The 23,594-nt window shown below is 73.4% G+C and carries 14 protein-coding genes and 1 pseudogene; 8 read left to right on the top strand and 7 right to left on the bottom strand.

Annotation, left to right across the window (positions count from 1 at the left end; all coding sequences use genetic code 11):
• Positions 1 to 83 precede the first annotated feature (83 nt).
• On the top strand, positions 84 to 1,154 hold the full coding sequence (locus WMF14_RS28875) for a glucuronyl esterase domain-containing protein (protein WP_437791150.1): 1,071 nt from the start codon (positions 84 to 86) through the stop codon (positions 1,152 to 1,154).
• 229 nt (positions 1,155 to 1,383) lie between these two features.
• Here WMF14_RS28875 and WMF14_RS28880 read toward each other — a convergent pair whose 3' ends face one another.
• Together WMF14_RS28880 and WMF14_RS28885 are read right to left on the bottom strand one after the other, a co-directional pair.
• Complete coding sequence (locus WMF14_RS28880) at positions 1,384 to 3,765, bottom strand: hypothetical protein (protein WP_437791153.1); 2,382 nt, start codon at positions 3,763 to 3,765, stop codon at positions 1,384 to 1,386.
• A 211-nt stretch (positions 3,766 to 3,976) separates the two neighbouring features.
• The gene (locus WMF14_RS28885) at positions 3,977 to 6,478 is read right to left on the bottom strand and encodes a PAS domain S-box protein (RefSeq protein ID WP_437791156.1); all 2,502 of its coding nucleotides are present in this window, start codon (positions 6,476 to 6,478) and stop codon (positions 3,977 to 3,979) included.
• A 548-nt stretch (positions 6,479 to 7,026) separates the two neighbouring features.
• On the opposite strand from WMF14_RS28885, the gene WMF14_RS28890 reads away from it, so the two are divergent.
• Positions 7,027 to 8,388 carry an SGNH/GDSL hydrolase family protein gene (locus WMF14_RS28890; RefSeq protein ID WP_437791159.1) on the top strand — a complete coding sequence of 454 codons (1,362 nt, stop codon included), beginning with the start codon at positions 7,027 to 7,029 and terminating at the stop codon, positions 8,386 to 8,388.
• A gap of 214 nt (positions 8,389 to 8,602) precedes the next feature.
• Positions 8,603 to 10,528 (top strand): PAS domain-containing hybrid sensor histidine kinase/response regulator, encoded by a 1,926-nt coding sequence (locus tag WMF14_RS28895; protein ID WP_437791162.1) that lies wholly within the window; start codon positions 8,603 to 8,605, stop codon positions 10,526 to 10,528.
• Positions 10,529 to 10,595: 67 nt separating this feature from the next.
• Here the strand turns inward: WMF14_RS28895 and WMF14_RS28900 are convergent, their stop codons facing one another.
• Positions 10,596 to 11,051, bottom strand: a complete 456-nt coding sequence (locus WMF14_RS28900; RefSeq protein WP_272094130.1) for a GFA family protein — start codon at positions 11,049 to 11,051, stop codon at positions 10,596 to 10,598.
• Positions 11,052 to 11,196: 145 nt separating this feature from the next.
• Here WMF14_RS28900 and WMF14_RS28905 point away from each other — a divergent pair.
• Positions 11,197 to 11,286, top strand: a pseudogene (locus WMF14_RS28905) (WYL domain-containing protein); the annotation flags it as partial.
• A 109-nt stretch (positions 11,287 to 11,395) separates the two neighbouring features.
• On the opposite strand, the gene WMF14_RS28910 reads toward WMF14_RS28905, so the two are convergent.
• Positions 11,396 to 11,851 carry a GFA family protein gene (locus WMF14_RS28910; protein WP_272094132.1) on the bottom strand — a complete coding sequence of 152 codons (456 nt, stop codon included), beginning with the start codon at positions 11,849 to 11,851 and terminating at the stop codon, positions 11,396 to 11,398.
• Between the two features lie 116 nt (positions 11,852 to 11,967).
• Between WMF14_RS28910 and WMF14_RS28915 the strand changes: the two genes are divergently transcribed.
• Positions 11,968 to 12,957, top strand: a complete 990-nt coding sequence (locus WMF14_RS28915; RefSeq protein ID WP_437791166.1) for a helix-turn-helix transcriptional regulator — start codon at positions 11,968 to 11,970, stop codon at positions 12,955 to 12,957.
• 13 nt (positions 12,958 to 12,970) lie between these two features.
• On the opposite strand, the gene WMF14_RS28920 is transcribed toward WMF14_RS28915, so the two are convergent.
• Together WMF14_RS28920 and WMF14_RS28925 are read right to left on the bottom strand one after the other, a co-directional pair.
• Positions 12,971 to 13,630 carry a hypothetical protein gene (locus WMF14_RS28920; RefSeq protein WP_437791169.1) on the bottom strand — a complete coding sequence of 220 codons (660 nt, stop codon included), beginning with the start codon at positions 13,628 to 13,630 and terminating at the stop codon, positions 12,971 to 12,973.
• A 179-nt stretch (positions 13,631 to 13,809) separates the two neighbouring features.
• The gene (locus WMF14_RS28925) at positions 13,810 to 17,235 is read right to left on the bottom strand and encodes a protein kinase domain-containing protein (protein WP_437791172.1); all 3,426 of its coding nucleotides are present in this window, start codon (positions 17,233 to 17,235) and stop codon (positions 13,810 to 13,812) included.
• 612 nt (positions 17,236 to 17,847) lie between these two features.
• Here WMF14_RS28925 and WMF14_RS28930 point away from each other — a divergent pair.
• From WMF14_RS28930 to WMF14_RS28940, 3 genes are read left to right on the top strand one after another with little or no spacing between them, the layout of a single operon-like run.
• Complete coding sequence (locus tag WMF14_RS28930) at positions 17,848 to 18,162, top strand: hypothetical protein (protein WP_272094136.1); 315 nt, start codon at positions 17,848 to 17,850, stop codon at positions 18,160 to 18,162.
• The gene (locus WMF14_RS28935; protein WP_437791175.1) at positions 18,159 to 19,559 is read left to right on the top strand and encodes a hypothetical protein; all 1,401 of its coding nucleotides are present in this window, start codon (positions 18,159 to 18,161) and stop codon (positions 19,557 to 19,559) included. Before WMF14_RS28930 ends, WMF14_RS28935 begins: the two co-directional genes overlap by 4 nt.
• Positions 19,556 to 21,823: a hypothetical protein gene (locus WMF14_RS28940; RefSeq protein ID WP_437791178.1), complete on the top strand. Its 2,268-nt coding sequence runs from the start codon at positions 19,556 to 19,558 to the stop codon at positions 21,821 to 21,823. The genes WMF14_RS28935 and WMF14_RS28940 overlap by 4 nt, the downstream gene beginning before the upstream one ends.
• 40 nt (positions 21,824 to 21,863) lie before the next feature.
• Here the strand turns inward: WMF14_RS28940 and WMF14_RS28945 are convergent, their stop codons facing one another.
• The gene (locus WMF14_RS28945) at positions 21,864 to 23,153 is read right to left on the bottom strand and encodes an RNA polymerase sigma factor (protein ID WP_437791180.1); all 1,290 of its coding nucleotides are present in this window, start codon (positions 23,151 to 23,153) and stop codon (positions 21,864 to 21,866) included.
• Positions 23,154 to 23,594 lie beyond the last annotated feature (441 nt).

Consider the following 23,594-nt stretch of genomic DNA (forward strand, 5'->3'; position numbering starts at 1 on the left):
ACAGCGGCGCGAGCTGCCCCGAGCCGACGTTGCCTGCTGCAGCATCTCTCCCCGTTTACGAAACTCATCAAGATCCGTTCACGATGCTGGATGGATCGCGCATCACGAAGAAGTCGGAATGGGCATGTCGACGCGCGGAGATCAAGGCGCAGGTCGAGGAGTACGAGTCCGGACCGAAGCCCGCGGTGTCCAAGGATGACGTGACGGGGGAGTTCTCGGGGAACAAACTGACGGTCGGCGTCAACGAGGGCTCGAAGAGCGTCTCCTTCTCCATCGACATCAACAGGCCTGCCGCGGCGCCTTCCGCGCCGATTCCGCTGCTCATCAGCCTCTACGGCTTTGGCAGCGTGACCCTGGACGCGAGCGTGTTCAGCCAGAACGGCGTCGCGACGGCCATCTTCAACAACAACGACATGGGCGCCCAGGGCGGCGGCGGCGCGCGTGGGACGGGGATCTTCTACGACCTCTACGGCAAGGACCACCCGGCCAGCTCGATGATCGCGTGGGCCTGGGGTATCAGCCGGATCATCGACGCGCTGGAGAAGACCCCGGCGGCCAACATCGATCCGAAGCGCATCGCCGTGACGGGTTGCTCGCGCGATGGAAAGGGGGCTCTCACGGCAGGAGCGTTCGACGAGCGCATCGTGCTGACGATCCCGCAGGAGTCGGGCGCCGGCGGCTCGGCGAGCTGGCGCGTCTCACAGGCAGGGAAGGACGGTGGGGAGAACGTGCAGACCCTGTCCAGCGCGGCGGGTGAGCAGCCGTGGTTCCGCGAGAGCTTCGGCGCGAACTTCGGCAACAAGGTGACGACCCTCCCGTTCGATCATCACATGGTCATGGGCCTCGTCGCTCCGCGCGCGCTGCTCGTCGTCGACAACAAGATCGATTGGCTCGGCATCGACAGCACCTTCACCGCCGGCTCCATCGCCCACGCGATCTGGGAGGGGCTCGGCGTGCCCGACAGGATGGCCTACTCGCAGCTCGGCGGCCATGAGCACTGCCAGTTCCCCGCGCAGCAGCGGGCGATCCTGGAGGCGTACGTGAAGAAGTTCCTCGTCGGGGGCGGCACCGACGACACCAACCTGCTCGAGAGCGACGGGGCGAAGGCCGACCTCGGCCGGTGGATGACGTGGACGCCGCCGAACCTCCAGTGACCCCTGGGCTCACTCGTCGCGGGAGCCCAGCCCGAACCGGTCGATGCGCCGGTTGACCGCATGCTCGGGCCTGCTGCGCCCTACACCATGTACATCCAGGTCTGCCTCTTGCAGAGCTGCGCGGATCTCGGACTCTCGCTCCAGGCCAGGGGCAATGGCATGCTCCGTCCACGTCGCGGACGGGAGACAGGAGACGGGACGAAGCGAGCCCGCCGCGCGACCGTGCTGCTCAGCCGCCCGCGGCGTCCAGCATCGCCCGCAGGAGCGGCGGCGTGCGCCGCGGATCGCAGGGCGCCTTCACCGCCCGGCCCGCGACGACCGCGCTCATATGGCACGTGCCCGGCCGCGGCAGGTGGTCCATCCAGTAGAGATCGAACCGGTCGTCCGGCGCGAGCCGCCGCACCATCGGCTCGAGCGGCAGCATCAGCCCCTCGCGGAAGCGGGCCAGATAGACCACGTTCGACAGGCGAACAGGGGAGTTCAGCCCGATGCGCCGCCGCGTCCCGGACGCGTACGGGCCTGTGTGATCGATGAACTCGACCGTCTGGAGATCGCCGTAGAGGTCCGGCTCCGTCTTCTCGACCGTCACCAGCGTCCACGCGCAGAGCGGCCGCTGCGCCCGCAGGAGCGCGCGCGTCATCTGCTCGAAGTCGGGCAGATCCGCGGCCGCCCGCGCCTCGGTGTAGTGGCCGTGCGCGAACTGGTTGCGCTCGGCCTGCATCAGGTTCGAGAGCGTCTCGAACGTCTGGTTGTGCGACAGCTTGACGTCGAGCACCTCCCTCGCCATCGAGCCGATCGGATCGTCGCGATCGCCGAACGCCCGCGCGGCCGTGCGCGCGAGCTCGCGCCACGCGCCGAGCGCCAGGCCGTCGCGCGTGCGCGTGCGGCCGTGGAAATCGAGGAGCGCGCTCCACCCGGGAGGCGCCCCGCCCGCGCCCGCCCCGCTCGCGCCCGGACCGCCCGTGCCCGGACCGCTCGCGACGCCGCTGCGCGCCGAGGTCGGGGGCGCGCTGCCGCCGCTGAAGAAGGCCGAGACGAGCACCGTCGCGATGAAGCGCCACGTGCCCTCGAGCACGTCGAACAGCATCTTCACCCGCTCGATCGCGCTCGACGCCCCGATCGCCGCCCGCACCCGCCCCGCGATGGGATAGGGCAGGCCGCCGCTCAGCGCCGAGAGCACCCCGTGCGGATCGCCGCACTCGCGCGAGATCTCCGCGGCCCGCGCGCCCGCGTCGGCGTCGTGCAGGAGCTCCCACGACAGGGTCCGCGCGTGCTCGACCCTCCCGTCCAGGATGGGCGGCCGGCCGTGCCAGTCGCACTGCACCGCGCTCGCCATCACCGCCGGATCCGCCTTGCGGGGCACACACGCGGCGACCACGCCGGGCGCGAGCGGCGCGATCAGCGCGCCGGCGCCCGCGTGGGTCGCGACGACCGCCGCGAGCTCCTGCGCGAGCGCCCCGATGACGTGCGGCCCGACGCCGCCGAGCGCGCTCTGCTCCTCGATGCCGAACAGGACCGTCGCCCGGCGCCCGCTCCGCGACGCCTCGATCACCTCGAACGGCGCGGCGAAGCGCGCGCTGGCCGCGCCGTCGCGGAGCTCCACCACGGGGGTGGACGCCCCCGGCGCGCCGCGCTCACGCTCCGCCACGGGCGACGCGCCCCGCTCGCGCTCCGCCGCGAGCGACGCGCCGCGCTCACGCTCCGCCGCGAGCGACGCGATCGCGTGCAGGCCGAGTTCGACCTCGCGGCCGGCCACGTCCGCCTCGCCGGCGACCGTGAAGTAGCCGCACGCGAACGCCCCGAGCCCCGCGGCCTCGGCGGCCTCCAGGGCCTGCCGGGCCGCGGCGGCCGCCTCCGCGGCGCCGCCCCGCACGAGCACCACCGCCGTGCCGTCCGCGTCGCCGACCGGCCGATCCGGCCACAGCCGGTGCACCGCGACCAGCGCGGCCGCCGCGCGCGAGGGCGCGCCCGCCTCGATCGGCCGCAGCAGGACGAGCGCGCCCTGGCCCTTCCGCGCGAGGAGCGACGCGCACTCCTGCTCCAGCCCGGCGCGCGCGAGCAGGCCCGTCGCCGGGTCCACCGCCCCGGCGGGGACCGACAGCGCGGCGTAGCGGCGATCGAAGAACGTCGCGCGCATGCCGCCGACGCAGACGAAGGTGCCGTGCACGAGCGGCGACTCCTCCCCGCGCGCGAGGTGCCGCGCGCCGACCTGCACGGGCACGCTGCACTCGTCGCGGCGGCGCAGCCACCAGCGGACGCCGTCGTGGCGCAGCGAGGCCGCGAGCCTCGACGCCACGTCGGGGTAGACGAGCTCGTTGCGCTCGTCGCCCACGCGCTCCACGCGGCCGAGCCGCAGATCGCCGACGGGCTCGAGCCGGAGCTCGTGGAGGTAGCCGTCGCGCCCCTCGATCCGCAGCCGATCCGGCGCGGCCACCTCGCCGCGCCACAGCGAGAACCCGGGCGCCTGCGTGAGCCAGAGCGTGGCGCCGCCCGCCGCGACGGACCGCAGCTCGGCCCCGGGCGCGCCCTCGGGGCCGCTCGCCTCGACGGGCGCGGGCGGGACGCTCTCGCCCGCCGGAAGGTCCCCGCCGCTGTCTCGTCCGCCCGTCACGCGTCCCTGTCCATGGTGATCCCGCGCGCCGCGCCGCCCGAGCACCCGGCGGGCTCCTCGGGCGATTACCGCACCGCGCCACGGCAAATTCAACGCAAATGCGTCGCGGAGCATTCCTCGAGCCGCCGTCCTCACCGCGTCGCCCCCCCGAAGCACGGGAGCCGGCGGAACGCCGCGGAGCTCGAAGCCCCCAGCGCCGCGCGGACCAGGCCTAGCTGGGACAGGGCAGCGTGAACTGGAAGGTCGTCTTCCCGGGCGCGCTCTCCGCCCAGATCCGCCCCCCGTGGGCCTCGACGAGCCCTCGCACGATGTAGAGCCCGATGCCCAGCCCGGCGGCGCCTCCCGCCTTCGCCTCGCGCGTCCGGTAATAGCGGGTGAAGAGCCTCGGCAGCTCGTCCGGAGCGATCCCCTTCCCCTCGTTCTCGACCGCCACGAACACCTCGCCGCTCCGCCGTTCCACCGCGATCCTGATCGGCGTCCCGGGCGCGCCGTACTTGGCCGCGTTGGACAGCAAGTTGGTGAGCACCTGCTCCAGGCGCCCGGGATCGGCCCAAAGCGGCGGCCCCCCGTCCAGCACCTCGAGGTCGACCCGATGTCCCCTCGTCGCGTCGGCCGTCCGCTCCACCGTCGCCCGGATGAGCGCTGGCAGATCGACCTCGACGCGCCTGAGATCCAGCCGATGCGACTCGAGGCGGGAGGCGTCGAGCAGATCGTCGATCATCCGGTTGAGCTGCATCGCGCTGGCCAGGATGTGCTGCGCCCTGTCGCTGCACTGCGGCTCCGCCGCGAGCAGAGAGGCCTTGAGGACGATCGTGGTGATCGGCTGACGCAGATCATGAGCGATGATGCTCGTCCACTCCTCGCGCATGCGCGCGAGCTCCTTCAACGCGCTGATGTCCTCGCCAGCGACGATGGCGCCCGTGATCTTCCCCGCGCTGTCGCGGAGCGGCGCGGCGGCGATAAGGAACGTCCCGACAGAGCCGTCCGTCTTGGTGACGAGGAGCTCTTCGCCGGGGATCGTCTCGCCGCGCAACGCCCGGCTCGACGGCAGCTCGTCCAGATCGAGGGCGGCGCCGTCCGGGCGCCGCACGCGACCGACGCACCGCGCCCGCTCCTCCGCGCCCCCGGTGAGATCTCGCCCGTGCGGGTTGGCGAGCAGGCGCTCCACGCCGCTTCGATCGATGAGCAGGAGCGGGATGGGCGCGCTGTCGAAGACCGTTTGCAGCGTCCTCCGCTCGGCGTCCAGCTGCGCGAGCAGGCGCTCCCGCTCCTCCTCGGCCTGCTTGCGCGCCGTCACGTCCTCCACCTGCGCGATGTAGTGAACCGGCTCGCCCTCCTCGTCGCGCACCACGGAGGTGTGCAGGACGACGTGGATGATCGTGCCGCTCTTGTGGATGTACCGCTTGGCGAGCTGATAGCGCGGGATCTCACCGCGGCGCAGCCGCTCGACCAGGCCCATGTCGGTGTCCACGTCGTCGGGGTGGGTGATGTCCTGGAAGCGGAGCTTCGAGAGCTCGTCGGCCCCATAGCCCACGATCTCGCAGTAGACGTGGTTGACGAGGAGGAACCCCCCATCGAGCGCGACGATGGCCATGCCGACGGGCGCGTTCTCGAAGGTGAGCCGGAAGCGCTCCTCGCTCTCGCGGAGCGCCTGCTCCATCTGCTTGCGCTCGGTGATGTCGCGCCCCTCGGGGATGAGCATCACGACCCTGCCACGGTCGTCGGTGATGGGCTTGATGGAGAAGTCGATGCAGCGCCGCCCGCTCGCTCCGATCACCTCGATCTCGTCCCGCACGAGCCGGCCCGCCGCGGCCTCGGCAACGCCGGCGCGGACGCGCTCCCTGTGCCCGGGGCTCCACCCCGTCAGCTCCCAGAACGGACGGCCGATCGTCTCTGCCTCCGTGGCCCTGCAGAACTCGAGAGCGGTGCGGTTGTTCTCGAGGACGATGCCCTCCGGCGAGAGCAGGCCGACGAACTGGAGGGCCCCGTCGAAGATCGCCCGAAAGCGCTGCTCTCTCTCCCGGAGCGCCCCCTCCAGGTGACTCGTGCGTCGGAGCTCCTGGGCCATCGACCGCCGGACCGCCTCGCGCTGGGCCTCGGCGCGCGCCCGCCCCTCGCGCGCGAGGGCGCTGTCCAGGCCGATCGCGAAGAGCGCGGCGCGCGCGCCGAGCTCGGCGCCGGCGTGGGGAGGAGGGCAGGGCAGGCAAAAGGAGAGGACGCCAAGGCAGCGATCGCGGACGCAGAGGGGCATCGAAACAGCGCTCTGCGCGTCGATCCGCGCGCAGAGATCACGTGTCATGGATGGCCCCCGATCGAGCGAGCGCACATCGCTCATCACCTGAATCCGACCCGAGCTCGCCGCCCATGCATCGAGCAGCGGCGCGCCCCGCGCGACCCGCGCGAGGCAGCGACGGAACTCGGCGGGCAGGTGGCGATCGGAATGGAGCCCGAGCTCGCCGGTGTCCTCGGAGGTCAGGAGCAGGTAGGCGGCTCGCGCGCCGAGCTCCATCGCCTGGTCGAGCAGGAGCCCCGAGAGCTCGTCGAGATCGGCCGCGCGCGCCATGCGGAGCGCAGCGCGCTCCACGAGCTCGCCCGGCGCAGCGGAGGGCTCGCGGCACCCGCCCTGGTAGGGGGAGGCCACGCAGCCGATCTCCTCGTCGTGGCCGCTCGGCGCCTCGATCTCCATCTCTTCTGGCGACACCGTGACCCTCACCCTGATCGGCCGATTGTTGCACGAGAGCCGCGCTGCCTGCAGCGCCAACGTGGACAGGCCGATGGGGAATGCCCTCCCCGAATGCCGATCTGTTCACGCTCGCCGGCGACAGAAGTCAGCGCGGCGCTCTGAGCGGCTCGCCCCGCCCGCTCTCATCAACGCACGCTCGGCGCGCGCAGCAGGCGGCGCTCCCACCATCGAGCGGCGAACCCGCGGCTCGCGACTTGCTACTCCGCTGCCGAGCACCGAGGCCCGCGAGAGCCGACGGCGGCCTCTTCTGTGCGTGGGCGAGTTTCGATACCACGTCATTTTTCCAGGGCGAATCGGCTCGCAGAAAAGCGCGCTGTCCCCCCGGGCAGATCGGGCTTGACGCCCCCGAAGTGTTTGCATTTCCTTTTCCCGCCTCCCCGCGCTGGCACCCTGCCTCCTGGCCGCGCCACGGCCCATCTCCCGCAGTTTCGAGGATCACGTCGGGCGAAGCGAACGCGCGGCCCCCGAGGAGCCAGGGGAGCTCTCCGCGCTCCACGCGAACCAACGAGATAGAACCGATGGGACATCAACAGAGACACCACGGAGTCACCTCGGCGCGCCGCGACGCTCGCCGCTCCTCGCTCGATCTGCCCGGACCGAAGCGCCGCCCCTCGCCGCGAGGTCCCCTCATCGCCGCGGCGATCGCGCTGATGACCGCCGCGCCGGGGCGCCCCGCGCTGGCCGCGGACAAGGCACCAGAGGGGCGATGGGTCTCCGCCTGGCACAGCAGCCCGACGCCCGGCGGCACGTTCAACTCGCAGGATTGTCCCTCGGATGTCGGCCTCGCCGACCAGACGGTCCGGAACATCGTCCGCGTGAGCGCCGGCGGGAGCTCCGTGCGCGTGCGCATCTCCAACGCGGGCGGCAGCGAGCCGCTCAAGGTGGGCTCTGCGTCGGTCGCGCTCTCGGCGGGCGGCGCGGCCACGGTCGCGGGGAGCTCACAACCGCTGCGCTTCGGAGGCCAGACATCGATCCTCATCGCCGCCGGCGGCGAGGCGGTGAGCGACCCCGTGGCGCTGAAGGTCCAGCCGCTGCAGACGCTGGCGGTGAACGTCCACCTTCCGGTCAAGACAGGGCCGATCACGCAACATTACTTTGCCGCACAGGACAACTTCCTCGCTTCGGGCAACCAGACAGGGAACGGCGCTGACAAGCAGTTCACGCGGAAGATCTCGTGCTGGATGGCCGTATCGGGCGTCGACGTCAAGGCCTCGCCGGACGTCGTCGGCACGCTGATCACGCTCGGCGATTCGATCACGGATGGATATCTGTCGACCAAGAACGACAACCATCGCTACCCCGATTACCTCGCGCAGCGCCTCGCCAGCCGGAAGGGGCCGACCCTCGCCGTGGTGAACGCCGGGATCATCGGGAACGAGCTGCTCACCGTCCGTCCCCAGCTCCAGTTCGGGTACCCCGTCCCTGCCCGCCTCGCGCGCGACGCGCTGACCCAGCCCGGAGCGCGCGCGATCATCCTGCTGGCAGGCATCAACGACATCGGCGATCGCTCCGCCAAGGCCACGGAACTGATCCCGGCGATCCAGCAGATCATCCAGTCTGCCCGCGCCGCCGGGCTCAAGATCTACGGCGGCACCCTGGTGCCGTTCGCCGGCTCGACCGGCACCTACAAGGGCGACTACGGGACCGCCAAGGGCGAGCAGGAGCGGCAGAAGCTGAACACCTGGATCCGCACGAGCGGCGCCTTCGACGGGGTGATCGACTTCGACAAGGCCCTGCGCGACCCGGCCGATCCGAGCCGCCTGCTCCCGGCCTACGACGCTGACAAGCTGCACCCGAACGACGCCGGGTACCAGGCGATGGCGAACGCCGTGGACCTGGACGCGATCATCAACGGCGTCGTCAAAGCGACCTCTCCGTAACGCCGCGCACAGCGCGCTCGCATTCGAGCCCCGGCGCGTTCGTGCCTTCGCCGGGGCGAGCGCCCGAGATGCAATGATTGTCTGTGGGCGCCACACGTGATAAGTGGCCTTATCATGCCCGTCCGTGCGCCGATCAAGCCGCCCGAGACGAACGAGATTGTCCTGGTCGGATGTGATCTGGGCGTGAAAGGCCGGTATCACGCGTCGAGGGGATATGAGCTCTGACGACGGCGATCAGGGGGACTACAGGAAGCTCGCCAACGCGCTGCCTCAGATCATCTGGACGTGCGACGCCGAGGGGCGCCTGGATTGGGTCAACGATCAATGGACGGAGCTCACCGGCCTCAGCCGCGAGGGGTCGCTCCGGGACAAGGGCGCGCTCGCCGCCGTGCACCCCGACGATCGGGAGCACGTGCAGCGGTGCTTCGCCGCGGCCCTCTCCACCTCTACCGCGTGCGAGATGGAATACCGGATCCGCACCCGGGCGGGTGTCTATCGCTTCCACCTCGGCCGGGTGGCGCCAATCCGGGGCGACGACGGCAAGGTCACGCGATGGGTGGCCGCCGTGTTCGACATGCATGATCGAAAGGAGGCCGAAGCGCTCGCGCGAGCGCGCGCAGATGAGCTCGCGGTGCTGATGGATGCCGTCCCGGCCGCGGTGCTCGTCGCCCGCGACCCTGGCTGCCAGGAGCTGCACGGCAACCGCGCCTTGCACGCGCTCCTCGGGAGCGATCCAGGGCAGAACCTGGCACGGACGGCCCTCGGCGCGGGAGACGACCGCGGGTTCAAGGTGCTGGTCGACGGCGCGGGCGTGCCCCCGGGGGAGCTTCCGCTCCAGCGGGCGGCGCGCGGCGACGAGGTGAGGCCCCACGAGATCGTGCTCGAGCTCCCGGGCGGGCGCGCGATCCACCTGTACGGCGGGGCGGTGACGCTGCGCGAGCCGAGCGGCGAGCCGCGCGGCGCCATCGGCGCGCTCGTCGACGTGACGCGGCTCAAGGAGACAGAGGCTCGGCTCCACGAGGTGGCGCGCCAGAAGGACGAGTTCCTGGCGCTCCTGTCGCACGAGCTCCGCAATCCGCTCGCCCCCATCCTCACGGCGGTCCAGCTGATGGAGCTGCGCGGCAACGTCGCGACGCCGCGCGAACGCGAGGTGATCGCGCGCCAGGCGCAGCACCTGATACGGCTCGTCGACGACCTGCTCGACGTCGCGCGGGTGGCGCGCGGCAAGGTCACGCTGTCGAAGAAGTGGCTCGAGCTGGCGAGGGTCGTGGAGCAGGCGGTCGAGGCGACCGAGCCGCTCGTTTCGCAGCGAAGGCACGAGCTCACCGTGTCGGTGCCCGCCGAGGGCCTCGCGATCGAGGGCGACGAGGTGCGCCTCACCCAGGTGGTCAACAACCTCCTCACGAACGCCGCGCGCTACACCCCGCCCGGAGGCCACATCGAGGTGACCGCCCGCCGCGAGGGCGGCGACGTCGTGCTGCGCGTCCGGGACGACGGCGAGGGCATCGATTCGAGCCTGCTGCCCCACGTGTTCGAGATGTTCGTGCAAGGCGAACGTGGCTCGGACCGGGCCCTGGGCGGGCTCGGCCTCGGGCTGTCCCTCGTGCGAACGCTGACGATGATGCACGGGGGCGCCGTGAGCGCGAAGAGCGCCGGCGTCGGTCGAGGGAGCGAGTTCACGGTGCGCCTTCCGGCGGCGGCGGCCCCGCCCTCGGCGGCGCCCGAGGCCCGCCCGCCGCAATCGAGGCCGCCGCAGGCGCGGCGCCGGCGCGTCCTCGTCGTGGACGACAACCGAGACGGCGCCGAGCTGATCGCGGAGATGCTGAGCAAGAGCGGCCACGAGGTGCGCATCGCTCACGACGCGTCACGCGCGCTGTCGCTCGTGGACGCTTTCCGGCCCCAGATTGCCATCCTCGACATCGGCTTGCCCGTGATGGACGGCTACACGCTCGGGCGCGAGCTCCACACGCGCCTCCAGGACGCCCCGCCGATCCTGATCGCCCTCAGCGGTTACGGCCAGGACAGCGACAAGCGCAGCAGTGACGCAGCGGGCTTCCGGCTGCACCTCGTCAAGCCGATCGACGCCAGGGTGCTCGTTCCGCTGCTCGACGGGCTCCCCGACGACGCCGGCGGGCGCTGAGCGCCGCTCAGGCCGAGAGCGCCGTCGTTCATCGTAGCGGCGAGGCCGAGCCGTGGCGCGCTCCGGCTCAAGCCACCTTCGCGGCGGCGAACGGATCGACGTACGTCGTGGAGCCGATCGGCGCCCACGTGTTGTGGAGCCCGTCGACGTACACCACCGGAACGCCGGTGAGGTCCGCGTCGTCGAGGCAGTTCAGGTTCACGGTGCAGTAATCGCCGCCGAGCATCGGGAGGTGCCCGTGCCCGAACACGCGGATGCCGCAGGTCTTGCAGAACCGGGCATGGCCGGCCTCCGATCGCGAGTGGTCGCCGAGGACCTCCTCGCCGGCGAGCAGACGGAAGGCGCTCGGCTTCACGATGATGCCCCACCACCTTGTCTTCGCGCAGATCGTGCAGTTGCACTGCCCCGTCCCGGCGCTCGGGTCGAAGTCGGCCTCGAAGCGGACGGCGCGGCAGGCGCAGCTGCCCTTGTAGGTCCGGAGGCCGGGGGTCGTCGTCGTGTGCTCGGAAGCGGCGTTGCTCATGGGCGGTAGCTCCAGGGATTGGGCGGGGGGGCCATTGGCCGCCTCGCCCGCGGGATGACGGGATGAGAGGAAGCTAGACTGGGTTGCGGACAGATTCGGTCCGCAAGGAGAGAGGCGGCACAGGGTCCAGACCTCCGCGCCCTGCCGCCGCTGGTACCTGCTCGCGTACGATCTCGATCGGGGCGCATTGCGGACGTTCCGCGTCGATCGCACCCAGGGCAGACCGAAGGCCGCCGACGGGCTCCCCGACGACGCCGGCGGGCGCTGAGCGCCGCTCGCGCCGAGAGCGCCGTCGTCATCGCAGCGGCGAGGCCGAGCCGCGGCGCGCTCCAACTCGCTCCAACTCAAGCCACCTTTGCGGCGGAGAACGGACTCACGTACGTCGTGGAGCCGATCGGCGCCCACGTATCGTGGAGCCCGTCGAGGTACACCACCGGGACGCCGGTGAGGTCCGCGTCGTCGAGGCAGTTCAGGTTCACGGAGCAGAACTCGCCGCCGAGCTCCGGGATGTTCCCGTGCCCGAAGACGCGGATGCCGCAGGTCTTGCAGAACCGGGCATGTCCGGCCTCGTACCGCGAGTAGTCGCCGAGGACCTCCTCGCCGGCGATCAGGCGGAAGGCGCTCGGCTTCACGATGATGCCCCACGCCCTCGTCTTCGTGCAGATCGTGCAATTGCACTGCGTCGTCCCGGCGCTCGGGTCGAAGTCGGCCTCGAAGCGGACGGCGCGGCAGACGCAGCTGCCCTTGTAGGTCCGGAGGCCGGGGGTCGTCGTCGTGTGCTCGGAAGCGGCGTTGCTCATGGGCGGTAGCTCCAGGGATTGGGCGGGCGGGGCGCCTTCGGGCGCCTCGCCTGCGGGATGAGAGGAAGCTAGACTGGGTTGCGGACAGATTCGGTCCGCAAGGAGAGAAGCGGCACATGGTCCAGACCTCCGCGCGGCTGCTGAAGCTCCTGTCGCTGCTCCAATCCCGGCGCTTCTGGACGGGCGGCGAGCTGGCCCGCGAGCTCGCGATCACCGAGCGCAGCGTCCGGCGCGACGTGGACCGGCTCCGGAGCCTCGGGTACCCGGTCCACGCGGCCACCGGCATCGGCGGCGGATACCAGCTCGGCGCCGGGAAGGAGCTGCCGCCGCTGCCGCTCGAGGACGACGAGGCGGTCGCCGTCGCCGTGGGGCTGCGCGCGGCGGCGACGGGGCCCGTGAGGGGGCTGGAGGAGGCGTCGGTCCGCGCGCTCGGGAAGCTGGAGCAGGTGCTCCCCAAGCGGCTCCGGCGCAAGGTGACCGCGCTGGGCGCCGTGAGCGTGCGGCTGGGCGACGGCGGCCCCACCGTCGACGCGGACGCGCTCGCCGTCATGGCGAACGCGTGCCGCGACGCCGAGATCCTGCGCTTCGACTACAGCAGCGCCAGCGGCGCCGCGAGCACGCGCGCCGTCGAGCCGTACCGGCTCGTGCACACGAGCCACCGCTGGTATCTGCTCGCGTACGATCTCGATCGCGGCGCATGGCGGACGTTCCGCGTCGATCGCATCCAGGGAAGGCCGAAGACCGCGGGCCGCTTCAAGCCGCGCCCGCTGCCCGCGGAGGACGTGGCCGCCTACGTGTCGAAGTCGGTCTCCACGGACGCCTACCCGATCCGCGCGCGCGTGACCGTGCACGCGCCCGCGCAGGCCGTCTCGGAGCGGCTCTCGGGCGTGGCGGGGCGCATCGAGGACCTGGCCCCGGACCGCTGCGTGGTCCACACCGGCGGCGGGAGCCTCGACGCGCTCGCGTTCCACCTCGGGTTCATGGGGTTCGAGTTCGAGGTGCACGAGCCCGAGGAGCTCATCGACCAGCTCCGCCGCCTGGCCGAGCGCCTCGGCCGGGCCGCGGGGCGGAGCGGGGCGGCGGGAGAAGGCTCGGGCGCGCGGTGAGCAAGTCGCGACGTCAGGTCCAGTTGCAGAACTCGAGCGAATCCGGGTCCGAGGTGGCCTGGACTTCCACTTCAGAGCAGTCGACCGGCTCGTAGGAGTCGAACCCCTCGCCCTGCGGCGCCGCGACGCACTTGCCGCAGCCGAACCCGGCCGGGAAGCTCTCGGACCAGCCGAATCCCTCGCCGGAGGTCTCGTGCCAGACGATGACGTGTCGCGAGCTCGCCCCGAGGAGCGCTGCATCGAGCACATCGGAGTCGATCTCGCCCTCGGGCACCTGGGTGCCCGGCGCGAGCAGCATGACGAAGCCCATGCCGACACCGTTGCTGTTGATCGCCTCGCGCGGCGGCGCCGACCCGAAGCCGACGGTGAACGTCGCGCCGGAGACCGTCCCTTCGCCGAAGCGGAAGCCGTAGTCGGGGCTGGACGAGCTCACCACCCAGACGACGGCCACCACGGCGTCCTCTGGAGCCGTCTCTCCGGAGATCGGTCCGGTGACCGTGAATCCACCTGTCCCGCCGCCGCCCTCTCCCGTGCCGCCGCCGCCACCCTCTCCCGTGCCGCCGCCGCCACCCTCTCCCGTGCCGCCGCCGCCACCCTCTCCCGTGCCGCCGCCGCCACCCTCTCCCGTGCCGCCGCCCGAGCCTTCCTGCGTGTCATCGGAGCATGCGGGCAAGGCCAACATCATCCCGATCAACCCTGCGAACAACCATCGTGCGCTCTTCATGTCCACCATCGAGCACGGCGCGCTCGACGACGGAAGCGAACCGCACTGTTTCCAGGGCGCAAAATCCTGCTCGAACCGCCCCGTTCACTCGCGTTGAAGACCTGTTCCCTCACGCGACGCGAAAGGGCTCACTCCAAGAGCGCCGCCGCGATCGTCGCGTCGAGCCCAGCGCCCCGGCCCTCGAGGAGGCAGGCCTCGTGGACCGCTCCCCCCAGCGCCGCCCGCGCGGCGGCGGCGCACTCGGTGAGCGCCGGCCGCTCGATGGGCGGCACCGGCGTGCCGATGTCCTCGCGGAGCGCCGCGGCGCCGCCGAGCAGGCGCGCGCCGCGCTCCGCCTTCCCCGCCCGGACCGCCGCGCGCGCCAGCGCCTCCAGGACGCTCGCGGAGCGCCAGAGATCGCCGAGCTCCCGGTGCAGCCGCAGGCTCGCCCGCAGGCGCCGCTCCGCGAGGGCGAGATCGCCGCGCTCGATGGCGATGAGGCCCAGGATGTTGCTCGTCCAGGCGATCCCCTCCTTGAATTTCACCTGCCGCGACAGGCCCTCGCTCTCCTCGCAGAGGCGGGCCGCCTCGCCGAGCTCCCCGCGGTAGAGCGCCGCGCAGCCGAGGTAGAGCAGCGCCGTCGCGGTCCCCTCGCGATCGCCCGCGCGGCGGAGCTCCGGCAGGGCGAGGCGGCACGCGCCCTCCGCGCGCGCGGTGTCGCCCGAGAGCCACGCCGCGAAGCCCGAGTAGCCGAGCGCGCGCGCCGCCTCGAGCGTGTCGCCGCGGCGCGTGGCCAGCGCGAGGCTCTCGCCGTGCAGCGCGAGCGCGCGCTCGTAGTCGCCCTGCTCCCGGGCGACGCTCCCGAGGATCTGGATCACCGAGGCGAGCCCGCCCTCGTCCCCGAGCTCGCGGTAGAGCGTCGCGCCCCGCTCGAGCAGCGCGCGCGCCTCGCGGTAGTCGCACTGGAGGAGCGCGAGCCGCCCCGCGCCCCGGAGCGCCGAGGCCACGTGCTCGGGCGCGACGCCCGCGGCGCCCGCGAGCGCCCGGCCGAGCCACGCGCGGCCCTCCTGGTAATGCCCGTGGATGTACCAGAACCGCGAGAGCGCGGCGGCGAGGCGCACCGCGGCGCCCGCGTCGGCGCCCGCGAGCGCGAGCTCCAGGGCGAGGCGGAGGTTGTCGTGCTCGAGATCGAGCGCCGCGAGCCACGCGGCCTGCTCGGTCCCGCCGAGCGCCTCGGCCGCCCTGTCGGCGAGCTCCAGCGACAGCTCGACGAAGCGCCGGTTGCACGCCGCCGCGGCGCCCTCCTCCGCGAGCCGATCGAGGCCGTACTCGCGGAGGATCGTGAGCATCTGGAACCGCGGCTCCTCGCCCGCGACCTGGAGCACGAGGCTCTTGTCGATCAGCGACTCGAGGATCCCGAGCGCGTCGAGCGCCGGATCGCGGAAGGCGCACATCTGGTCCGCCATGGCGAGCGAGAAGCCGCCCGCGAACACGGCGAGAGTGCGGAAGGCCAGCTGCTCCTCCGGATCGAGGAGGCCGTAGCTCCAGTCGATGGCGGCGCGCATGGTCTGCTGGCGCTCGGGCAGATCGCGCGCGCCGCCCGTGAGCAGGCGGAACGAGCCCGCGGGCGCGGAGGCGCGCCCCGCGGCCCCGCGGTCGCCGAAGCGCGAGAGCAGCGCCGCGGGGGTGAGGACCCGCAGGCGCGACGCGGCGAGCTCGATCGCGAGCGGCAGGCCGTCGAGGCGCGCGCAGATCTCCACGATCTCGGCGGCGTTGTCGGGGCCGAGCTGGAAGCCGGGCTTGATCGCGGCGGCCCGGCGGCAGAACAGGCTCACCGCCGAGCTCGCCAGCGCGGCAGAGACCGTGACGTCGCGCGGCTCCGGCAGCTCCAGCGGCGGCACGACGTAGCGCCGCTCGCCCGAGAGGTTCAGCGCGGCGCGGCTCGTCACGAGGAGCGAGAGGTGCGGGCAGCTCGCGGCGAGGTGCGCGATCGCCGGCGCCGCGGCCGTCAGGTGCTCGAGGTTGTCGAGCAGGAGCAGCAGGCGGCGGTCGCGGAGGAACTGGACAACGCGCTCGAGGTCCGGCCGCGCGCCGCCCTCGCCGAGGCAGAGCGCCTGCGCGATCGCCGAGGGCACCAGCGCCGCCTCGCACAGCGACGCGAGGGGCACGAAGCAGACGCCGCCGGGGAACGCGGGGACGAGCTCCTCGGCGACCTGGAGCGCGAGCCGGGTCTTGCCGGTGCCGCCGACGCCGGTGAGCGTGAGCAGCCCGGCCCTCGGGTCGAGCAGGAGCGCGGCGATCTCGGCGCGCTCGCGGGCGCGGCCCACGAACGGCGTGCGCTGGACGGGCAGGTTGTGGCGCGGCCGCTCGGCCTCCGGCGAGCCGAACAGACCGAGCGGCGGCGTGCTGTAGGAGCCGGGCGGCGGCGTGGTGCCGCGCGGCGGAGCGCCGGAGAGGCCGTGGGGCGACGTGCCGTGGGGGCCGGGCGGCGGAGCGCCGTGGAGGCCGGGCGGCGAGGTGCCATCGAGGCGAGGCGGCAGGAAGCGGTCCGAGTCGCGGTGCGCGCCGCCGGCGAGCGCCTGGGGCGGGGCCTCGACCGTACCTGCGAGCTCGATGGTGTCGGTGCTGAGCATGTCTGCGGACACGCCGCCCCCCCGCGACGCCGGCCCGCCGGCGCCGGGCGGCTCGGCGGCCGCCGAGGAGCCCTCGAGCGCGGCGCGCAGCGCGAGGCTCTGCTGGCGGACCGAAGGGAAGCGCCCGGCCGGGTCGCGGTCGCACGACCGCAGGAACCACGCGTCGAACGCGGGCGGAAGCCACCGCCAGCGCGTCGACGGCGGGTAGAGCCGCATCACGAGGAGCGCCGCCATCAGCTCGGCCATGCTGTTCGCGGTCCAGTAGATGTCGCCGGTCAGGAGGCGGACGGCGATGAGGCCGATCGCCCACACGTCCGCTGCCGGGCCGATCTGGTCCGAGCGCCCGCGCGCCTGCTCGGGGGCCATGTAGATGGGCGTGCCGATCGCCGTGCCCGTCGCGGTGATGCCGCCCGACGCGCCGAGCGCGCCCGGGTCGACCGCCTTGACCAGGCCGAGGTCGAGGATCTTCACGCGCTCCCGCCCGTCGTCGCCGAGCGCGAGGAAGAGGTTCGCGGGCTTGAGATCGCGGTGGGAGAGGCCCCGCGCGTGGGCGAGCTCCAGGGTCTCGGCGACCTCGCCGAGCCAGCGCTGCACCTCGCCGGGCGAGCGCCTGCCCTGGGTGGTGACGAGCTGCTCCAGGTCGTGGCCCCGCAGCAGCTCCATCACCAGGAAGGGGGCATCGTCGAGCTCGCGGGCGGAGCCGGCGTCGAGCATGCGCACGAACCCGGGCGCGTCGAGGAGCCGCATGGCCCGGATCTCGCGCTCGAACCGGGAGGCCGCCGCCGTGCCGGCCGCGTGCGTCCGGAGCAGGACCTTCACCGCGACACAACCGCCTCCGTCGAGGTCGTCGGCCATGTACACGACGCCCGCGCCGCCGCGGCCGATCTCGCTCAGGAGACGGTAGCGGCCACCAAGGACGAGCGGGCAATCCGGAGAGAGCATGAGGCGGCCGCGACCGGGACGAGCGCGGGAGGGGCCACGGCGGCGGCAGCTTACCACAGGGGGCGCCGGCGCCCCGCCGCCGGCGGCTTCCGTTCCGCGTCGATGTCCCGGCGCGATGCTCCCGCGCAGCGCTCCGCGCGACGCGTCCGCGGGGCGGATCCGCGCGAGGGAGAGGGCATGTCCATGACATCGAACGACGCGATCGCGCCGGTGGTCGGCGCCACCGGACACGCGATGTCCACCCGCGTGCCGCGCGGGTCCCTTCTCGAAACGATCGTCGAGAGCGGCGGTCACCCGCACAGGAGACGGGTCCAGATCGGCGTTTTCGGCGCGCAAGCGCACTGGAGTGACCGCCGCTCGAGTGGGGCCTCGCCGCGGCGGGCCCGGTCGCGGCGGCTCCAGCGCCGAGAGCGCGGGAACACCTCGGCCCCGCGTGCCCGCGCCGCGCGAAGCGCTCCCTCGCGTTGCGGGAAGCGGGTATGCTCGGCGCCGCGTTGGAGGGACGGCGCCGAGCACCGGTGAGAGCCCGCGCTCCGGCGCGACCCGCGGCCACGGAGCCTGCGCTCCGCGGCCCGGGACGCCGCCCCCCGCTGCTCGCCCGGAGAGAGCTCCATGACCAGCACCGTTGACAAGAGCGACGTGTTCCTCATCCCGATGCCCGGCAAGCGCGTGGCGCGCATCCCCATCGCGGTCCTCGAGCGCTACCTCGACGAGGCAACGCACGTCGTGCACGACCCGGCCGAGCCGGAGAGCGACGTGACCGCCCACGGGATGTCCGTCGACCCCGCGACGGGCGCGAGCGTCTGGCACACCGAGTGGGAGCTCGGCCCTTGCGACTACACCGACGAGAGCGGGTTCCCGCAGAGCGCCTACGCCTGGCACCGCCACCCGCTCGGGACCGAGTACACCGAGATCTACCAGAAGTGAGCGCGCCCCGGCCGGCCGTGCCCCGCTCCTGCCCACGCGCGCTCCACGCGAAAGCTCGCCCGCGCCGCCCGCACGACCCGCGCCGCCCGCGCCGCCCACGCCTACCGAGCGCGCCGCTCCTCGCGGCGGCCGCCGGCGCGCTCCTCCTCGCCTCGCTCGCCTCGGCCTGCATCGAGCGCGGCTACCCCCTCGCCGGGAGCGGGCAGGTCGAGCTCCGCGCCGACGTCGCCGGGCCGCTGTTCGCCGCCGACACGCTCGACGAGGCGGGCAAGCCGGTGCTGCCCCGCCAGAGCCCCTGGTCGACCGCTGTCTCGCTCAAGCTCACCGAGGCGAACGAGCCGGCGTACGGCGGCTACGTCGAGGTCCGCGCCGTCCCGAGCGAGGCGCTCGCGCTGCACCCCGCGGGAGACGACCAGGAAGTTGGGGCCTCGTGCGGCACGAAGGACGGCGCGTTCCGCTGCACCGCCGGAACCCAGGGCTACGCCCGCTTCACCGCCGCCTCGGAGGGCGACTGGTCCGGCGAGGCGCGGCTCGTCGTCTCGTGGGCCGACCGCACCGAGGAGCTCCCGATCACCGTCCTCCCCGCGGGCTTGCCGGACGACGCCACCAACTTCGCGCTCATCGCGGGGGGCCTCGGCGACAGCGACCGGGTGCTCGCGACCTACGTCCCCCTCAGGTGCACGATCGGCCCCCTGCCGGACGATCTCGGCGCCACCTGGCGGCCGGGCGCGATCCGGGCGCGCGAGGCGCGCGTCCGGGCGTCGCCTCCCCTGAACGCGCCGGGCGTCGTGGAGCACGCGCCCGTGATCATCGAGTCGCTGCACAGCGAGGCCGCCCTCTCGCTCACCCCCGATTGCCGCGAGCGGACCTCACGCCTGCGCGTGCTGCTCGGCGCGACCGGGGAGAGCCCGCCCTTCATCCTGTGCTTCAGCGACCTCGGCGGCGAGGTGAAGATCGCCGTGAGCTCGGGGCAGAAGGCGCTCGACCCGATCCCCTCGCTCACGGTCGACCCCGAGCCGCGCCTGCTCCGCGTGCGCGCCCTCCGGAGCGTCGTCGCTGCGGGGACGCCCGGCGATCTCTTCGAGGTGAGCGCCTACAACGCCGAGCGCGTGCGCATCGCCGTCCCCGTCGACCTGACCGTCGGCGACGACCAGGTGATCGCGCTCGGCGAGGCGTCCGTGACCCTGCGCGGCGAGGACAGCGAGGCGACGATCATCCAGGGCGTCGCGGTCGCGCCGGGGACGACGACGCTCCGCGTGACGCCCCGCCTGCTCGCGAGCCCGGAGTGCTCCTCCGAGCCCATCACCGTCACGCGGAAGCCGGAGCCGGAAGCGGACACCGAAACGGAGACTGAGCCGGAGCCCGAGCCGGGCGCCGGAGGGGGAGGCTCGCCGTGAGCGCACGCAGATCCGCCATGTTCCTGTCGGCCGCGGCGCTCGCGATCGCGCTCGCCGCGCCCGCCACCGCGCCGGCGCAGGACGATCCCGAGGCGGACACAGGGGAGACCGAAGAAGAGGCGACGCCGGAGGCGGCCACGCCGGCCACCCTGAAGCGCTCGACCGACGCGGCGCCGATGGCCGTCCCCGCCGACTTCGGCGGCAGCCTGCAGGTCGTGCGCGCGCCGCCGGGCACCGCCAGCGCCGCCGCGTCGTCGGCCGGCGGGCCGGAGATCTTCCCGGACGCGCGCCGCGTCTGGATGAGCGTCCGCGACACCGATCCGGTCCCGATCGAGGCCGCGCGCCGCGGCGGCCGCTGGCTGTGCAGCGGCGGCGGCTGCGCGGCGCAGACCGGGGATCCCGGGCAGAGCGCCATCGGCGACCAGATGCTGCGCTCGATCAAGCTCCAGACCCCGACGCTGCCCCTGCCGCTCACGGTGTGGGGGCGGCTCACCGAGGACGGCCAGCGCCTGCTCGACTTCGACCCGGTGCTGCTCGGCCGCCGCTCGTACCGGCACGTCTGCGCCTACCGCCCGGTCGCCGACGCCCCGCGGTCTCCCGTGGGCGCGCCGGCCGCGCCGGGCGCGCCGTCACCGCTGTCGCCTGAGCGAGTGGACGTCTGCCGCGACGGCCGGCCCGAGCCGCCCCCGGCCGATGCCGGCGAGCTCACGCTGGGCATGCAGTGGCCGAAGCAATCGGAGATGGCCGATTTCCACTACCTCGCCATCGTCGACAGCTGCGGCAACGCCCGCGTGCAGCCGTTCCAGCGCACGTTCACCGTGCCGGTCCTCGAGGTCGCCTCGGGCGGCTGCGGGCGCCCCGATGGCAAGATCCTCCGCGTCTTCCCTGGCGGCGGCTGGCTCCGGGTCACCGCCTTCAACCTCCACGCGCCCGCGGCGGGCAACGTCGTCAACGCGACGTACCGGGTCACCATCCCGCCCCTCGAGAACCTCGTCGAGTCGAACCCCGCGCGGCTCCTCTTCCCCGATCCGCTCGCCGACGACCTCAAGGTCGACTGCGGCCCGACGCCGATCGCGCCCCGCACCGACGCCGGGAGCACCCCGCCGCCCGGGAGCGCCCGCCCGCCCGGGCCGCGGGCGCCGTCCCCTGCCCCGCCGGGCGGCCGGAGCCCTCCCCGCGCGGCCGGACAGGTCCAGGGCGGCGCAGGCGCCGGCCGGCGGCCTCCGACGGCGGCGCAGGCCGGTCCGACGGCGCAGCCCGGCGCAGCGGAGCAGGCCCCTCAGGCGCCCGCGCCGCCGGCCGGGCTGCCGCCTCCACGCCGGGCGCCCGACGTGGATCCATCACGCCCCGGGCCGCAGCCGCTCGCGCACGGCGCGGTCGTCATCTCGCCGGCGCCGCTCCGGCTGGGCAACTGCCGCATCCGGCTGACGGGCCAGGCCAAGCACCGGCTCGTGGCGCCGCTCGCGCTCTACGTCTCGCTGACGCGCACCGATCAGATGCGGGGCGGCACGCCGATCGAGCTCCTCCAGAACGGCACGTGGATCGTCACGCCGAGCAGCGCGGAGTTCCCGCTCCCGCCGCTCGCCGAGGACTTCGACGGGGACGCGCGGCTCCGGCTGGCCGTCTACAGCGATCCGCTGAGCCCGCAGGGCAAGGTGGTGCTCGTCTCCGACGCGGGCCGCGTCGCGAGCTCGCTGCGCTCGAACGAGCCCGGCGAGCCGGAGCGCGCCCGGCGCCTCGTGGGATCGGTGGCGATCCACTCGGTCCCGCTGTGCGGCGAGGACAACTTCCAGACGCTCGAGGCCGCGGGGACCTGCTTCCGCGCGTACCTCACCGTCCCGGCGATGCTGGCGACGCTGCAGGTCACCCGCGCGCCGTGGGTGGAGAAGCCCCTCGTCACGCGGAGCGTGCTCAGCGCCGTCGGCGTCGCGCTCGCGATCGACCGCTACGACCCCGTGGAGCGCCGCGCCTTCCCGATCGCGGCGCAGCTCGGCGGCTTCGTGCAGACGCTCGGCGAGGGGCGGGTCGGCCTCCTCGGCTACGTCGGCGTCGCGCCGACGATCCCCATCCTCGGCTCGGGCGGCAACACAACGTCGTTCGGCTTCCTGGCCGGGCTCGGGCTGGAGTACATCACCAACGACGCCGGGCCCGACGAGGGCCTCAAGCCCGCCGCGTTCGTGTCCGCGGTCGTGCAGGTCGGCCAGGCCGCCCCGCAGGTCTCCACGAGCGGCCGGGCGAGCTTCGGCACCTACGCCGGCGACTGAGCCGCCGCGGCGCAGAGCCCGCAGCGGCCCGGTCGCCCGCTCACCGGCGGTTCAGGATCGTGTCCAGCTCCTCGATCGTCCGCCGCTGGATCGCGGTATCGAGCCGCACCTCCTCGAGCAGGGCGCGCGCCTCGGGGAAGCGCCCCGCGATCACGAACGCCCGGATCCAGAGCACCTTGCGCTCCGACGCGAAGAGGGTGTTCGGCATCTCGCGCTCGTAGCGCTGGAGCGCCGCGATCGACCGGCCCGGATCGCGCGCCTGCAGCGCCTCGGTGACCGCATCGAACAGGGCGATGTCGTGATTGCTGCCAGGCCCGTCGATCTCGATCTTGAGCTTCTCGATCGTCTCGGCGGCGACCGGCGCCGGCGCGCGCTCCCCCCGGTCGGGCGCCGGCACGCGCGCTCGCCGAGCCGGCGGGCTCCGCCGCGGCGCCTCGACGGGCGCCGGGGCCGCCGGAAGCTCGACGAGCGGCGCCGGCGGCTCGACGAGCGGCGCCGGCGGCTCGGCGGGCCGGCGCGGCGGCATGGCGGCGACGAGCGCGGGCACGACGTGCTGCACCTCCGGCGGAGGCGGCGCCGGTGCCTGGAGCGCGAGCCAGGCCGCCCCCGTGGCCGCCGCCGCCGTGGCCGCGGCGACGAGGCGCGCGGCGCCCAGGGCCGGCAGCTGGACGAGCTTCGCGAGGCCCTTGAGCCACGTCGCGGCGTCGCTCAGCGCCTGGCCGACGCCCCCGGCGGCGTTCCCGGCGCTGCCCGCCTTGAGCGCCCCCACCGACTCCTGCACACCGCGGAGGATCGAGACCCGCACGTCGTCGGGCACGCGCGGCGAGATCCGCGCGGTGGCGAGGAGCGCCGCCAGATCCAGGGGCAGCACGAGGCGCCAGCCCTCCCGCTTCCGGTCCTCGCGCCGGCGCTTCACGACGATGTCGTGGAACAGGCGGATGGCGCGCGCGCGCCACTTGTACGCCGTGGACAGCGGAATGCCGCGCTGCTGCGCGAGATCCGCCATCGGGATGCTGTGGAGATCGTGCCCGACCAGGATCCAGTGCGCATCGGCGTCGAGCTGTTGCATGAGCTCCAGCACGACGAGCCGCTCCTGATCCGAGATCAGCAGCTCTTCCGAGGTCTTGGCGGGGTCGACGAGGGGGGGGATCTCGTCGTCGGGCAGGAGCTCTTCGTAGCGGTGCTGGGCCCGCTGCAGGTAGTGCGAGGCCGTGTGGACCGTGATCCTGTTCAGCCAGCGCTCGGGCCGGGAGATCTCGGGGTTGTATTTGTTGAAGCTGAGGAACGCCGCGAACAGGACCTCCTGCGCGAGGTCCTTGCGATCGCGCAACGGGACCCCCAGGCCCGTCAGCCAGCGCCCTACGAGCGCGGATGTTTGCTCACGAAAGAGAAGCTCGAAAGCGCGCTCTTTCTCGGGTGGACCGCCTTGGCCCGGGCGTCGAGGTCTTGTCATACACAAGTCCAGTTCCGGGCACGGACGGGAGATTGCCGCCCGCGGCAGGCCACGGGCGACGGACGGGGGGCCATACGGCTGCTCGCGGGCGTCCGGAGGCCGGAAATGCCGCAGACTCCTCGCGAAAACGGGGTACCAGGGCGCTCCGGATCCATCCGAATTTCGAATGACACATTGAAATGCAATTCATACGGAGAATGGATCGTTCCGCACCCGGGTTGCGGCTCGAGGCGGCGCCGGGACGCACCGGCTGGCCTGGGATTCCGGGTGCGCCCGCGCGCGATTCGAGGCAGGCTGCCGCCCCCGCCCCGCGGCTCC

The sequence above is a fragment of the Sorangium sp. So ce693 genome (genome assembly GCF_051521375.1).
Taxonomy (GTDB): domain Bacteria; phylum Myxococcota_A; class Polyangia; order Polyangiales; family Polyangiaceae; genus Sorangium; species Sorangium atrum.